The organism is Spirochaeta cellobiosiphila DSM 17781 (assembly GCF_000426705.1).
Lineage (GTDB): Bacteria > Spirochaetota > Spirochaetia > DSM-17781 > DSM-17781 > Spirochaeta_E > Spirochaeta_E cellobiosiphila.
This window is the reverse complement of sequence record NZ_KE384557.1, coordinates 76,060-90,978: the sequence shown is the minus strand read 5'-3', so window position 1 is coordinate 90,978 and position 14,919 is coordinate 76,060. Positions and strand designations below refer to the sequence as shown.

Here is a 14,919-nt window from a genome sequence, read left to right as displayed (position 1 = left end):
TTCATACCTCAAAATTAAATCCGGATTTTATCAAATTATCATAATGTTCTTTATGAAAACGGTATAACTTGGCAGCCCTATAAGACACATCCTGTTCAAACTGATCTGTCTCTTCAAGCAAATTCATACTGAGTATCTTCCTGCGAAAGTTTCTTTTATCCATTGATACTTCAAGAATAGTCTCATAGAGGGTTTGAAGCTGACGCAAAGTAAACAAGGGAGGTAAGAGTTCGAACCCAATAGGCTGGTATCTAACTTTTCCTTTCAATCGACTAAGAGCCGTATCTAGTATAAGCTCATGGTCGAAGGCGAGAGGGGGATGATCCTTCAGAGAATACCAACAAGAATTACGAGCATCAGATGCCGCTTTTAAATCATGTTCATTAATATTCACTAAGGCATAAAAAGCGACGGAAACAACCCGATCTCTAGGATCTCTTTCGACTTCACTGAAAGTATAAAGCTGTTCTAAAAAAAGATTATTCATACCAGTCTCTTCTTCCAGCTCTCGTAATGCTGCTTGTTCAAGAGTCTCATCCATATTCACAAAACCACCAGGGAGAGCCCATTGACCTTTAAAAGGAGTAGAACCTCTTTCTATAAGCAATATCTTTAACTCCGAATGATCTAAACCAAAGACAACACAATCAACAGTTAAAGCTAGTCTTGGATATTTATAGGTAAAAGCCATTTCAACCTCCGATAGTGTATCAATGACACTAACCTTAGTGTTAATGAAACACTATGTCAACTAGAGGAGTTAATTATTCTAAAAAAAAAGCACTCCTCTGATTATTAGTCATCACAGGAATGCTTCTTATATTTATATTATACAAATAATTAGTGAATAGCTTCCAATTCTTGCATTCTTACATCTATTTCACTTACTATACGAGTCAAAACATCATCCAAAGACACTCTCTCATTAACTTTCCCATCACGCGTTTTAAATTCGATTTGATTCTCCTCTAAAGTTTTAGGAGATATGACAACACGTAAAGGAACTCCAATTAAGTCAGCATCATTGAACATAAAGCCTGCTTTTTCTCCACGATCATCATAGAGAACTTCTATTCCCTTACTTAAAAGATCTTGATAAAGTTTTTCAGCAGCCTCTCTAATACCATCCTTTTTGATGTTAAGAGCACATATATGGACTTGAAAAGGGGCTATGGACATTGGCCAAATAGGACCATAATCATCATGGGACTGTTCAATAACAGAAGCCATTGAACGTCCTACACCAATCCCATAACACCCCATTACCATAGGATGACTTTTACCATTCTGGTCCAGATAGTTGACCTTCATAGGTTCTGAATATTTAGTACCTAATTGGAAAATATTTCCAACTTCGATTCCTCGTCTCAATAGCAAAGGTTCCCCCGTTAAAGGACAAGGATCCCCTTCTCTGACTGTAGCTATATCAGTAACAATGGCAACATCACTGCAGCCACTGTCTCTTGTATAATTAAAATTCTTTAAATGATAATCAGTCTCGTTGGCCCCTACTACGAGATTTGTACTCTCAGCAGCTGAGTAATCAAGGACAATCCGGCACTTACTCTTGTCTATATTGTATAAGGAGGCATATCCCGGAACTGCGCCAATAGCAAGAATCTCTTCATCTGTTGCAAAGCTTAATTCAGGGCTTTGAAGAGCTTTTTTGAGTTTGGCTTCGTTCACCTCGAGATCTCCTCGAATATTAACAAACACCAACGATCCAGAACTATCACGATAGAATACAGCTTTACAAGTATCACTGGCATCAATATTCAAAAACTGTGCTAAATCATCTATCGTCTTTGTTCCGGGAGTGTGAACTTTTTCTATAGGAAGGAGAGCTTCTTTCTTATAATTCAGCTTGCTATAAGCTACTTCCCTATTGGCCTTATAACTACCATCAGGAGATATAAAGAGAGTATCCTCACCACAATCAGCCAAAGCCATGAACTCATGACTAATGGATCCCCCCATCATTCCAGAATCTGATTCTATAGAGACAACATTAGGCATTCCCATTCTATGATATATATTTTCATACGCATCATGAGCTTTTGTGTAATACTGTTGTAAATCTTCTTGGTTAACATGAAAGGAATATCCATCTTTCATTGTAAATTCCCGTACTCGTATAAGCCCGGCTCTTGGTCTAGCTTCATCACGATATTTGGTCTGGATTTGATAAAGCATCACTGGTAATTGTTTATAGCTAGTAAGCTCTGTTCTTGTTAAGTGACAGATGGCTTCCTCATGAGTCATCCCTAACAACATATCTTTCCCATTTCTATCTTTAAATTTTAATAATTCTGGACCTACCGTTTGTGCTCTGCCCGACTCTTCCCATAATTCCTGAGGTAGGACAACAGGCATTAATACCTCTTGTCCTTCTATTTTATTCATTTCTTCACGAATGATCTTTTCAATCTTAGTTGTTATTCTTTTAGCTAATGGTAATAGAGAATAGATTCCGGCAGAAACTGGTCTTACATAACCACCTCGAATTAAGTATATATGGCTTGCCGTTGAGGCATCCCTGGGAGTTTCTTTGATTCGTTGTCCCACCATTTTAGACATTCTCATTAGTCTATTCTCCTCATAATTGTATGTTGATAAATTGGCCATCAGTATAAACGAAAAAGTTTATATTGGTGAAGCAGAGTTCTTAATCTTATAGGATAAAGAACGATTCCCTTTGGAAATATTAAGAAAAAAAGGTCTTGAACACTGTTAAAGGTAAATTCTTGACAAAAGTTATTACTGCTCTTAAGGATTGATCCCCTTCCCTGTGAACAAACATCAATCTGATATATCCTCTTGTGTATCTGTTTTTATACAAAGTTATAGATCTCTAAGGAAGATTATGTTTTGTTAGAAATCCCATCTCTTAACTCCCATTAACATATTGCTAAAATGCAATAAACCTGACTAAAATTGTAAATGATATGAAATATAACTATCATACAATTATTAACCAATATGGTTCTGCTAATATATCGATAAAGGACATTAGTCGCTATTCCATAGAATCAGGTAGAAAAAGTGAAGGAGTTAAGACTGTATCAGGCCTTTGCGGTTTTGTTATTCCTTTATCGGGGCAGGCCCGCTACAAAATTGATGATTCAGAGTATATACTCAATCCTAATATGGTACTCCATGCCGGAGGCTCTATGTCCCTTAGTAAAGAAGTACTGGGTAATAGTAAATGGGAATATATACTTCTTCATTATGAATGTGGAAATGAAAAATGCAGACTAAGAGATTCACTGATACGAAAACACTATTCTGTGGCTATTACTCCCACCCAACATGATCTCATATCGAATATAGCCATTGATATGTGGTCATTAAGCAGAAAAAATGATCAGTTCCTTACCTTGGGTATGAAGTCTTTGTTCTTTCAGCTCATTGAAACCATTTTCCTCTATTCAGATGCAGATGAATCAGTGTGCACTATTAAAAATTATATTGATAAGAACTTTCACAAGAAACTAACTATTGAGTCACTTGCTGATAAGTTCCATATGAGTTCAAAATCTTTCAGCTACCAATTCAAAAAAGAAGTAGGGATGAGTCCAAAGCAATACATTATGGAATCCCGTCTTAATCTAGCCAAACAACTCATTCGTAGAGGTGGATACCGAATAAATGAGGTATCAAACAAAGTGGGCTACGATGATGCCCTGTACTTTAGTCGGGCCTTTAAAAAGTATGTAGGACAGTCCCCCAAACAGTACGCCGCTTCTTAGTAAAAAATCCATATAAATTACTATTTGTTAATACCATATTGTGCAGCTGTTAAGCACAATGAACATGGAGGAAATAATGATTAAGAATTTGATAACTTTTTCAACTATCCTATTATGTATGGGAAGCAGTTATGTCTTCGCTGGAGGACAAAAAGATAAATCACCTTCCTCAAACAGCTATCACTATGTTGATGCAGTAGGAAGAGAAGTAGAACTAAACAATAAGCCCACTGATATTGTAGTAACCTACCTCCCACTTTGGGAAGCACTTACAATGCTAGAGGTGAAACCTGTTGGAGCCAGTAATGCGAATTGGTATATCGAAACATGGCCCCCCTTTAAAACACATGATATGGAAGGAATAGTAGACGTTGGAGATAGGGAAGTCAATCTTGAGTCTGTTGTAGAACTTAGGCCTGATCTGATAATGGACCAAGTTTATGATATTAGTGATGTAGATGTAACGAATCTAAGCAAAATAGCCCCTGTTGTCGTCTTTGGTCCAGAAACCAGATTTGATTGGAGATTAAGCTTGAGAGAAGTAGCTCAGGCCATAGGAGAACCAGAGAAAGCGGAAGAAGCCATAGCTGTAGTGGATAGCACACTGTCAGAAGCAAGAAGTAGTTTTATAAACAAATACGAAGATAAAACAGTCATGTTGATATCAATGATGGGCTTAGATAGATTGTTCTACACATACAGATCAGATATTTATGATGAGACGACAGGATTAGGATTACTAACACCAGAAGGTTTCACTATAAGCAAAGACTATGAGAGTCTTCCTTTGGAAAAACTGGCACAGATGAACCCTGACTTCTTATTCGTTAATGTATTTGCTGGAAATGAATCTGTGTTTGAAGAATTACGTTCCAATCCCGTATGGCAAAACTTAACAGCAGCTAAAGAAAATCATGTATTTGTCATTAAAGGACCTGGCCATTCGATTAGTCCCTTATCCACTGAATATACTGTTAATTTTATAATTGATAAGCTTCAGTAAAGCACACAAAAGATGTCTCTAAATAATGCAAAGGCAGTTACCAGAACATTACTGTGTCTTGGACTGCCTCTTCTCATATTCATTATGTTTTTGTCTCTAACACAGGGGGCAGCCCCTATAAGTCTCCATCAAATATATTCTGCCTTCTGGCAATTTGAACCTGATAATATGGATCATCTCATGGTTAGAGAATTACGCCTGGCCAGAACGTTAACGGCAGCTCTAATAGGGATGTCCCTTGCCATGGCGGGTGCTATTATGCAGGGAGTGACCGGTAATCCCTTAGCAGATTCTGGGTTAATGGGATTGAGTGCTGGTGGAGGGTTTGCGGTAGCAGTAAGTATGGTTTTTCTTCCTCAGCTAAGCTATGGAGCACGATTGCTATTCTCTTTTGTGGGCTCTGCAGGGGCCGCTTTAATAGTATTTGGAATAAGCTACGCCATTCCAGGAGGAAAGAGCCCCTTAAAACTTATATTAGCAGGAGCTGCGATTACAACTCTGTTAACTGCTTTAAGTCAAGGAATCGCTCTCTATGGTGAAGTAAGTCAAAACCTTTCTTTCTGGACCATGGGATCAGTTAGTTCAACAAAGGGAAGACAATTACAATTAGGAGCGCCTTTTTTATTAGGTGCAGCGCTCCTTAGCTTAGCTCTCACCAAACATTTAACCTTATTGGCATTAGGAGAAGAGACAGCAAAAAGTCTTGGTATACATACAAGTAGACTACGTTTTATAAGTATTCTTATTGTGGTTATTCTATCAGGAATATCAACTGCCTTAGCAGGTGTCGTATCCTTCGTTGGAATAATAGTACCACATATTGCCAGAAAAATAGTAGGGTCTGACTTTAGGCAATTACTACCACTTACAGGATTATTTGGCGCTATTCTACTGGTAAGTGCTGACTTAGCAGCACGTTTTTTCTTTTCTCAATCTGATATCCCCATAGGAACATTAATATCTCTTATTGGAGTCCCTGCCTTCTTATATTTTGCCAGAAGAGAACGCAGAAGATGAATCATATAAAGAGAAAAACTTGCTTAGGTATACCCTTAATATTCATGATACTAGCGCTCACAACAGGCATTAGTATCAACACTGGTTTTACCCCCATTCCCATTCTGGAAATCATAAAAGTATTCTTGTTTCAGGGAGAACCTAAATATAACTTAATTCTACTGGATTTCAGACTACCTAGAATTGTTATTGCCTTAATGACAGGAATGGGATTGGCTTTATCAGGTCTCATTTTACAAGGTATCACTCAGAATCCTCTGTCTGGCCCTGGACTGTTGGGAATAAATGCTGGTGCAGGGTTGATAGTTGTCCTTTCCATTGCGTTAGGAGGAACTATGAATGTAACCTCAATATATGCCCTTCCTTTCTTTGCTTTATTTGGAGGGGCCTTATCTGGCTTCGCTATCTATCTCCTATCAAAGAATGGCGATAGGGGTCTTCACCCGATTAGGTTAATTTTAAATGGAGTGGCTATTCAAGCGGGAATCTTTGCTCTCATGTCACTCATTGTTATAGGATTCGATGATTCCCAACATGAATTTCTCGCTCGCTGGCAAGCAGGCAGTATTTGGTCTTCTAATTGGAATTATGTGAAAGCTATGCTTCCCTGGATAGCTGTCTGTGTGGTGACTCTTTTTTTTAAAAGAAAACATCTTGATATATTGGCTACTGGCGATGATACAGCCTTAGGTTTGGGCTTAGCCCTAAAAAAAGAAAAGGCAATCCTACTATTTCTCAGTATTGCTTTGGCAGCTGTGTCTGTGGCCTTCACTGGTAGTATTAGTTTTATAGGATTAATGGGTCCTCATATGGCACGTCGTTTATTTGGGACCCGTCATGCTATTCTTATTCCATCAAGTGCCTTATTAGGAGCTCTCTTTGTCCTTATCGCTGATACGATAGGTCGAACCATTATATCTCCCAGTGAAATTCCAGCAGGGATTATGGTTTCCATAATTGGAGCCCCCTACTTCATTCTATTAATGCTAAAGGGAAGGAAAAAAAATCTATGAATATTAAAGTTGAGCAAATAACAGCCAGTTATGGCAAAACGCCTATATTGGAGGATTTATCTATTTTTATACCTGAAAAAAAAATAACTACCATTGTAGGACCAAATGGGTGTGGTAAATCAACTTTACTTAAAAGTATAGGGCGAATTCTTTCTATCCAAAAAGGGATGATTTTCCTTGATGGACAAAACATTCATGATATGCCAACAAATATACTGGCACAACAAATGGCCATTCTGCCTCAATCCCCTTCAACCCCTGAGGGAATTACAGTTGAAGAGCTCGTAAGCTATGGACGCTTTCCCCATCAAAAAGCTTGGGGAAAGTTAAAGCATGAGGATTACAGGCAGATCGATTGGGCACTAAAGGCAACAGAACTGGAAGATATAAGACATAAGGAAGTAGACAATCTATCTGGAGGTCAAAGACAAAGAGCTTGGATAGGTATGGCATTAGCCCAACAGAGTTCTATTATTTTACTGGATGAACCAACAACTTATCTGGATATGTCTTATCAATTAGAAATACTTGAATTGCTTCAAATATTAAATGAAACAGAAAAAACAACAATCGTCATGGTATTACATGATCTAAATTTGGCAGCCCGTTTCTCAGATTATCTTATAGGAATGAAATCAGGACAAATCTTATGCCAAGGAACACCCCATCAGGTTGTTACCACTGATTATCTTAGAAAGATTTTCCAGGTTGAAGCCCAAATCATTGAAGATCCACAAAGTAACAAACCGGTAGTCCTATCCTATTACCGTGTAAAGTCGGGTAATGAGAAACTAATATCTTATAGGTAAAATCTTTACATTATACTCTAAACGTATTAATAATTACACCTCAGAAAAGGAGATTCCTTTTCTTTGTTAGAAAATCCCCCTATACTTGTGAAACATAGGTTAAAATAACGACTAGGATAGATTTAATGAGCATTAATGGAACAGATACCGTAGTTAAACGTTTAAAAACAATATTGGATAGTACTCCCGAAAATCCCCTTTTACTGACGAAAGACAGTACCAGCGAATTCCAAACAGAGACAGTTAGCCAGGTTTGGGATAAAGCTTCCGCACTGGGAGCTGCTTTATTAGACTTAGGTGTCAATAGAGGTGAGAATATTGGAGTGATGAGTGATAATAGGGCAGAATGGTATATAGCAGATATGGCTGTATTAGGTCTGGGGGCGTCTAATGTCCCACGTGGTAGTGATTCCACTGCAACAGAGATGTCCTTTATTCTAAAACACGCTGATTGTTCTGTCTGTTTTGTAGAAAATAAAACACAGTTACAAAAGATACTGACCTCCATCACTGACCTGCCCTTGTTGAAGACAATAATTGTATTTGAATCAACCTTTCCCAAAGACAGCTGTCCAGATAATATTTATTTAGTATCCTATGAAGAGTTATTAAACAGAGGAAAGGAAATACTAGAAAAGAATCCTAAAGTTTGGGAATCAGAAGTTGAAAAGGGATCAGGTGAAGATCTTGCAACCATTATTTATACATCAGGGACTACAGGAGAACCTAAAGGGGTAATGCTTCATCATAACAGCTTTATCTTTCAGGTGGATAGGATACAGGGGAACTATTTAGATGTGGAACTGGGAGACGTAATGTTATCCGTTCTGCCCATATGGCATTGTTTTGAAAGAGCGGTTGAATACATCATTACCTTGAATGGGGGATCAATTGCCTACTCAAAACCTATTGGTAAAATATTATTAGCAGATATGAAAAAAACTAACCCCATGTGGTTCCCCTCTGTTCCCCGTATTTGGGAATCGATAAGATCATCTGCTTATCGTAAAGTTAAAAACTCTAGTCCTATAAAGAGGGGACTATTTGTTTTTTTTGTTACCATTGGTGGATTACATAACCACTACTACACCCAGTTTAGAGGGTGGACACCACAATTTCATAAGAAATTCCGTATCTATGATTCTATCATTGCTTTCTTACCTATGGTATTTTTCACTCCTCTAAAATTACTAGGTGACTTATTAGTTTTTGGAAATTTAAAACGTTTATTAGGGAAAAGCTTTAAAGCAGGTATCTCTGGGGGTGGGGCATTACCTCCTCATGTGGATAACTTTTTTAGATCTGTGGGAATACCCGTTCTCGAAGGTTATGGTTTAACAGAAACAGGCCCTGTTTTATCTGTTCGTAAGCAAAAAATGCCTGTCCCCCATACTATTGGACCTATATTACCTGATGTAGAATTTAGAATTTTGGATAAAGAAGGCACCCCCTTACCCCCTGGAAAGAAAGGGGTCTTACACGTAAAAAGTCCTCAAGTCATGAGGGGATACTATAAGAGACCCGAAGCTACAGAAGCTGTTTTGAAAGAGGGATGGCTTAATACGGGGGATTTGGCTATTTGTACATTAGACGGAGAGTTAGCCATTAGAGGAAGAGAGAAAGATACAATAGTACTCATGGGTGGTGAAAATATTGAACCCGAACCAATTGAGAACAAGTTGTGCGAATCAGAATATATTGATACAGCAGTAATCGTAGGACAGGACCAAAAATTCCTAGGAGCCCTTATTGTTCCCAACTTTGAGAACCTGGAAAAGATTGGTACTGAGAAAAATATTACCTTTATAGAAAAGGAAGAACTAGTATCAACACCGGCAATAGAAGAATTCTACCATGATATCATACAAAGTTTAGTGGGTCCTAAGGCTGGTTTTAAAGCATTTGAAAGAATCTTTAGATTCAAACTATTACCTGGAGAATTTGAAGTGGGTAAAGAAATGACTGCAAGCTTAAAAGTACGTCGCCATGAAGTGGATAAAATATACAAAAAAGAAATAAGGGAATTATTTCACTAGAAGATGCAAATATTTTCAAATGACATTGAGGGAGAGTTTGTTGATCGTCCCAATCGTTTTGTGGTACGCGTCAATACGCCCTTAGGATTAATAAAAGCGCATTGCCCGAATCCTGGCAAACTAATAGAGATCTTAACTCCTGGCAGAAAGTTGATTTTACAGAAGAATAACAATACAGGAAAAACCCTCTATACTCTGGTAGCTGCCTATTATAATGAAAAGATAATTCCCTTATACTCCGGGAAGGCAAATCATATCGCCAGAGAGTTAATCATACCCCGCTTATTTCCTGAGTCAGAACTTGTAAGATCAGAATATACATATGGTCATTCACGTTTCGATTTTTACATTGAAACTAAAAATAAAAAGATTCTTCTAGAAGTAAAAGCTTGTACATTAGTAGAATACAAAGTAGGAATGTTTCCCGATGCTCCTTCCTTGAGAGCTACTAAACATCTAACAGAATTATCAGACTTATCAAAAGACTTTGAGTGTCATGTACTATTTGTCATAGGTCATAGAGACGCTGAAAGTTTCCGCCCTAATATTCATACAGATCCTATTTTTGCTCAAGCGATGCAAAATACAAGAAAAAACATAACTTTTCATGCAGCCAGTATAGATACATCTGCCCAAGGTTTCGTTATCTTATTAAAGAAAGATATTCCTATTATATGGTCAGATTGGAAGGATATTAATAATCAGGGTGTTTACCTAATATTATTAAAGCTCACAGAACCCTGTGAACTAACAATAGGAAGTCTAGGAAAAATCTCCTTCAAAAAAGGTTATTATATTTACTGTGGTTCAGCAAAAGCCAACCTGAAACAACGTATTGAAAGACATAAAAGAAAAAGAAAGAATAAACACTGGCATATCGATTACTTGCGACAAGTGGCAGAAGAAGTTCAGGCATTCCCGATACAGAGCAGGAAAGACCTGGAATGTTCTCTAGCTCAGGATATTAAAGCAATATCCAAGGATGAAGTAAAATCATTTGGTTCCACAGACTGTAACTGTAGTAGTCACCTTTATCTTTTTGAAGAAGATCCCCGAACAAAAGGAGAGTTTATACAACTCTTATTTATGTATAGGCATATCAGAGCCTTTAATTAAAACCCGGCCTGTATAATCGACTCTTGATAGATACATTTTACCTTGAAAATACTCATCTACCGCCTGTCTAGCCCCTGTGAAATGTCCATAGTCATCAATGATAAGTATGCCTCCAACCACTAGCCTGGGATAAAGTAATTCTAATTCTATCTTGGTAGATTGATACCAATCCGTATCGAGTCTTAGCATACCTATTTGAGAGGGAATGCTTTGGAGAAGAGTTTCTTCAACTGGTCCCTTTATGAACTTCATTTTATCTTTGGGATAGGACGAAGTATATAGTAAGTCGCGAACCTGAGGCTCACCGGCAGCCCACCAATCAGGTTTATATCGATCACTAACAGATTGTCCTGTGAAGGCTATTTTATCTTCAGAAGTAGGTGGGGTCATCCCCTCGAACGTATCATACATCCATAACTGTCTAGAGGTATCCTGATGTTGCAACAGGGTAAGAGCCGCCAATAAGCTAGACCCACCACGAAAGACTCCACATTCCACAAAATCACCTGGTATATTTGCTTTACAAAGATATTCTATACCTTTATAAAGCGCATAAGCTCTTTCCTTCGATGTTAGTGTATGATTTTGAATCTGTGCCCACAGCGGAGTAAAGGAAGACTCCATATCCGATTGGTATTGTTGTGGATCAAGGATACCATATCCCTGTTTTTGTAATATATTTATAGCCCATTGGGTTATTTTTTTTCTCATTTTATTCCTGACCTATCATTGTAAGAAATGTCTGTTCATCAACAATAGTGAGCCCTAATTCTCTAGCTTTATTTAATTTAGAACCCGCTTTTTCACCTGCTAAAAGATGTGTTGTTTTAGATGAGACACTACTAACAATGCGTCCTCCCCGTTGTTTTATCTCTGTCTCGGCTAACGAACGTGGTTGGTAATGTTCAAAACTCCCGGTGATACACCAGCTTTGTTCCATGAAAATACCATCCCTTGTCTCAAGTTCAGCATCACGACTCTGCATTTGAAGACCAGCATCGCCTAAAGCCTGGACTTGCTTAAGAAGTTGGGGTTCTCCAAAGGCATTAACAAAGTTTTTTGCCATTTTTTCCCCTATACCCGGTATAGAAGCAAACGTTTCCCAATTATCTTCTCTGGCTACTTGGATGAGATTCTGTATGTCAGAAAAACCATTTTGTACTAGCAATTGGGCAACACGCTTTCCTAAATCAGGAATTCCCAGAGAAGCTAGAACTGTCGAAAAATGTCTTTCTTTACTGGCCTCTATCCCATCCTGAATTAGCTTTATTTTTTTTGAACCAAAACCTTCACTACCTTCCAAAGAATTAAAATCACAAGTGTAAAGGTCTTGAATATCTTTAATCATCCCTTTTTCCAATAGGACATCTAATGTTTCCGGTCCTAAATTACGAATGTCCATTTGATCCGTTCCCACAAAAAACCTTATCCGTCCTTTAATTTGATCAGGACAATCATGGTTGGGACAAAAATGATGAGCTCCCTTTTGTATTAATGGGGTATGACAAACAGGACAATGATCAGGCATATGCCATAGAGGCGAATTCTCAGATTTTTCTACAACTTTTTCAACAGCTGGAATGACATCCCCTCTTCGACTAACGGACACCATATCCCCAATAGATAATTCGAGAAGATCAATATAGGATTGATTATGAAGAGTTACATTAGCGATAGTCGCCCCACCTATATTGATAGGTTCTACTCTACCCACAGGAGTAATACGCCCTGTCCGCCCTACCTGAATATCAATACCAATTAGTTGAGTAATCCCAGCTGGAGACTCAAACTTATAAGCAATAGCCCATCGTGGATGATGACCTGTGTAACCTAAAGACTCACGGGTTTGTACATCATCAACTTTTAAGACAAGACCATCAATCTCATAATCCAAATCAGGTCGTTCGGTAGTCATCCGTTCAATAATATTAGACAAATCATTAAACTGGCCGCCGATTGTCTCATGATCAAAAATCGTCGTTCTGGAATTTAGTCTAAAGCCAAGAGCCCTGAGTTTGTTAAGATTATTTACATGACTGAGAGCCTCTTCCTCCGCAAAGAAACCTTCATAAATAAAAATATTGAGAGGAACCTTGGCAACTTCAGAACTCTTTATTCTCCTAATAGTACCAGCAGCTAAATTTCGGGGATTAGCATAGTCTGCTTCCATGCTCTTATTAATTTTTGCAAATAAGCTTTTAGGGAGGTAGATCTCTCCTCTAACGGCTAAAGGCTTCTCATACTCTATAGATAAAGGAACTGTTCCTATTGTCTTAACATTAGCAGTCACATCATTTCCTATAGAACCATTGCCTCGGGTAACCGCTCTTTGTAATAATCCTCTATCATAATAAAGAACGATTGATATTCCATCGATTTTCTCTTCGAGTACAAAGCTTAAGGATTTGCCTGTGTTCCGCTCTGTCTTTTCCACCCATTTAATGACCTCTTCTTCTGAATAGGCCTTATCCAGGCTCAATACAGGAATGGTATGCTCAACTTCTGGCAATTCATGTGTTAAATCAGACCCTACCCTCATGGTAGGACTATCAGGTGTTTTTAATTCGGGATATTTACTTTCAAGCTCCAGTAATCGATCAAAAAGCCTATCGTATTCTCTATCTGATACAATAGGCTTACCTGTCACATAATATTCAAATTGATATTTTTTTAATTTTATCTTCAATTCATCTATTTCAAGTTCAATGGATGTCACTCTTTTCTCCGAATTATAAAAGAATCTTTAAATCCCTTATCCTTTATTAGGTAATATAACACACCAATTTGATCCTCAGACAATGGACCAGCTACTAATCTGATCAGTTGTGGATCTTCTGGTTTTTTGAGAATAGCAATGGGCATTATGCTTTGCAAGTCACTGACTAGATTTTCTCTTTGAATATTTTCTTTATAGGATCCAATTTGGATATAGTTCATTTTTGGATCCAATGAACTTATGGTCGCTAAATTAAGATTATTAACAATTTGAGATAGTTTCACTGGTTCAGGAACTGCTGTAACAACAGGTTCAGGATCTTCTATAGGAGTGTTTTCTGGTGGTCTTAAATTACCAGGTTCTAAGGTAATAACAACATCATCAGGATTTTCTATAGGGAATTCTTCAGGAGGAGTAATGCGATCCTGAGAGGATTCCTCTGTTCCATTATCTGGTGTTTCAGGTAATAAGGGTGTATCAAGATTGTCTTCTTCTGGAACCTCTAAAACCTGAGCTGATGATATTTCAGGTTTTTCCTCTTCTACTGGCAGTGCAGGTAAAAGAGCAACATCAGCAGGAGCACTAGAGGAATCTTCAGGAACTATTTCTGATTGAACAACTTCCGGAGTATCTAATTCGCTTACAACCTTATCAACCTCTTGTTCTGTTGGTAGAACTTCAGGCTCAGGTCTATTGTAAAAGGCATCCTCTCTACCGGGCAAATCCCATATTTTATCTGGAGCTTCTTCGTTAGTTTTTAGACTACTGTCTTCCTGAGGAAAAATACCGGACACAGCCAATTTATCATTAACACTATCCTTTTCAGGAACAGATTCAGCTAGTTCTGGTAAAACAACATCATCCCCAGCTAAATCAGGAACGGATTGGGGAGCCTCTAATTGTTCTGGCTCTACAAAATCAGGCTGATCTGATTCTTCTGCATTGGCTGCCGCTTCCTCAATGACTTGTTCAGCTGATTCTATTGTAGCGACAACAGCATCAGTATTATCCTCTGAAGGACTGTCTTCTTTATTTTGGTTAGAAGTATCCCCGGTATTGACAGCTACTGGGTTAACTTCTGGATCTGGGTTAATGTTTCCATCTTCATAAAGGAATGATTGCCGGTCAATATTGCTTCTATCAACGGCAACAGATATGGGAATCTGTTGTCCACCCATGTCTAGAGCTTTTGCAGCTTCAGGACTTAAGAGTAACAATAAGCCCGGTTCGTTGGGCAATTCGTTTAAAATGCTCACCACAACTTTTTTGCCATTATTATTATTCGTAACAGAAACTTTTGTATCGCGAGGAAAATCATTGGAAGCAGCGTAGTACCCCCTCTCAGGTAGTTCACCAAACTTACTTACATCAGCTTTACCTTGCCAGTTGGATTGTGAGAACAATCTAAAAGAAACAAACAACACTGTTAATATTAAAAAAATACGCTTTTTCATAACATC

At 38.0% G+C, this 14,919-nt stretch carries 12 protein-coding genes; 7 read left to right on the top strand and 5 right to left on the bottom strand.

The features are described 5' to 3' along the window. Position 1: 1 nt before the first annotated feature. Together K345_RS0115335 and K345_RS21350 are read right to left on the bottom strand one after the other, a co-directional pair. Positions 2–691, bottom strand: coding sequence for an NUDIX hydrolase (locus K345_RS0115335; protein WP_028974923.1), 690 nt, complete (start codon positions 689–691; stop codon positions 2–4). 149 nt (positions 692–840) lie between these two features. After that, complete coding sequence (locus K345_RS21350) at positions 841–2,583, bottom strand: proline--tRNA ligase (RefSeq protein WP_037572783.1); 1,743 nt, start codon at positions 2,581–2,583, stop codon at positions 841–843. A gap of 362 nt (positions 2,584–2,945) precedes the next feature. Between K345_RS21350 and K345_RS22515 the strand changes: the two genes are divergently transcribed. The 7 genes from K345_RS22515 (at position 2,946) to sfsA (ending at position 10,743) form a co-directional block, all read left to right on the top strand. Beyond that, a complete protein-coding gene (locus K345_RS22515) occupies positions 2,946–3,749 on the top strand; it encodes a helix-turn-helix transcriptional regulator (RefSeq protein WP_028974922.1) in 804 nt (267 codons plus the stop codon). Between the two features lie 76 nt (positions 3,750–3,825). After that, positions 3,826–4,752: an ABC transporter substrate-binding protein gene (locus K345_RS0115320; protein WP_028974921.1), complete on the top strand. Its 927-nt coding sequence runs from the start codon at positions 3,826–3,828 to the stop codon at positions 4,750–4,752. Positions 4,753–4,764: 12 nt separating this feature from the next. Continuing rightward, positions 4,765–5,769 (top strand): FecCD family ABC transporter permease, encoded by a 1,005-nt coding sequence (locus K345_RS21340; RefSeq protein WP_053228366.1) that lies wholly within the window; start codon positions 4,765–4,767, stop codon positions 5,767–5,769. After that, on the top strand, positions 5,766–6,782 hold the full coding sequence (locus tag K345_RS0115310; protein ID WP_028974920.1) for a FecCD family ABC transporter permease: 1,017 nt from the start codon (positions 5,766–5,768) through the stop codon (positions 6,780–6,782). Before K345_RS21340 ends, K345_RS0115310 begins: the two co-directional genes overlap by 4 nt. Beyond that, entirely contained in the window at positions 6,779–7,591 is an 813-nt protein-coding gene (locus tag K345_RS0115305; RefSeq protein ID WP_028974919.1) for an ABC transporter ATP-binding protein, read from the top strand. Before K345_RS0115310 ends, K345_RS0115305 begins: the two co-directional genes overlap by 4 nt. A 125-nt stretch (positions 7,592–7,716) precedes the next feature. After that, positions 7,717–9,627, top strand: coding sequence for an AMP-dependent synthetase/ligase (locus tag K345_RS0115300; protein ID WP_028974918.1), 1,911 nt, complete (start codon positions 7,717–7,719; stop codon positions 9,625–9,627). 3 nt (positions 9,628–9,630) lie between these two features. Next, complete coding sequence (gene sfsA, locus K345_RS21335) at positions 9,631–10,743, top strand: DNA/RNA nuclease SfsA (RefSeq protein ID WP_037572780.1); 1,113 nt, start codon at positions 9,631–9,633, stop codon at positions 10,741–10,743. Here the strand turns inward: sfsA and K345_RS0115290 are convergent. The 3 genes from K345_RS0115290 to K345_RS0115280 are packed head-to-tail and all read right to left on the bottom strand — an operon-like array spanning position 10,708 to position 14,913. Further along, a complete protein-coding gene (locus K345_RS0115290) occupies positions 10,708–11,454 on the bottom strand; it encodes a TylF/MycF/NovP-related O-methyltransferase (RefSeq protein ID WP_028974917.1) in 747 nt (248 codons plus the stop codon). The genes sfsA and K345_RS0115290 overlap by 36 nt on opposite strands. A gap of 1 nt (position 11,455) precedes the next feature. Further along, positions 11,456–13,459, bottom strand: a complete 2,004-nt coding sequence (ligA, locus tag K345_RS0115285; protein ID WP_053228365.1) for an NAD-dependent DNA ligase LigA — start codon at positions 13,457–13,459, stop codon at positions 11,456–11,458. Then, a complete protein-coding gene (locus K345_RS0115280; RefSeq protein ID WP_028974915.1) occupies positions 13,456–14,913 on the bottom strand; it encodes an RlpA-like double-psi beta-barrel domain-containing protein in 1,458 nt (485 codons plus the stop codon). Before K345_RS0115280 ends, ligA begins: the two co-directional genes overlap by 4 nt. Between the last annotated feature and the right edge of the window lie 6 nt (positions 14,914–14,919).

Coding starts and splice junctions, on each gene's coding strand:
- K345_RS0115290 (WP_028974917.1), bottom strand. CDS start 11,454: ATGAGAAAAAAAATAACCCAATGGGCTATAAATATATTACAAAAACAG.
- K345_RS22515 (WP_028974922.1), top strand. CDS start 2,946: ATGAAATATAACTATCATACAATTATTAACCAATATGGTTCTGCTAAT.
- K345_RS0115310 (WP_028974920.1), top strand. CDS start 5,766: ATGAATCATATAAAGAGAAAAACTTGCTTAGGTATACCCTTAATATTC.
- K345_RS21350 (WP_037572783.1), bottom strand. CDS start 2,583: ATGAGAATGTCTAAAATGGTGGGACAACGAATCAAAGAAACTCCCAGG.
- K345_RS0115320 (WP_028974921.1), top strand. CDS start 3,826: ATGATTAAGAATTTGATAACTTTTTCAACTATCCTATTATGTATGGGA.
- K345_RS0115280 (WP_028974915.1), bottom strand. CDS start 14,913: ATGAAAAAGCGTATTTTTTTAATATTAACAGTGTTGTTTGTTTCTTTT.
- sfsA (WP_037572780.1), top strand. CDS start 9,631: ATGCAAATATTTTCAAATGACATTGAGGGAGAGTTTGTTGATCGTCCC.
- K345_RS0115300 (WP_028974918.1), top strand. CDS start 7,717: ATGAGCATTAATGGAACAGATACCGTAGTTAAACGTTTAAAAACAATA.
- K345_RS21340 (WP_053228366.1), top strand. CDS start 4,765: ATGTCTCTAAATAATGCAAAGGCAGTTACCAGAACATTACTGTGTCTT.
- K345_RS0115305 (WP_028974919.1), top strand. CDS start 6,779: ATGAATATTAAAGTTGAGCAAATAACAGCCAGTTATGGCAAAACGCCT.
- K345_RS0115335 (WP_028974923.1), bottom strand. CDS start 691: ATGGCTTTTACCTATAAATATCCAAGACTAGCTTTAACTGTTGATTGT.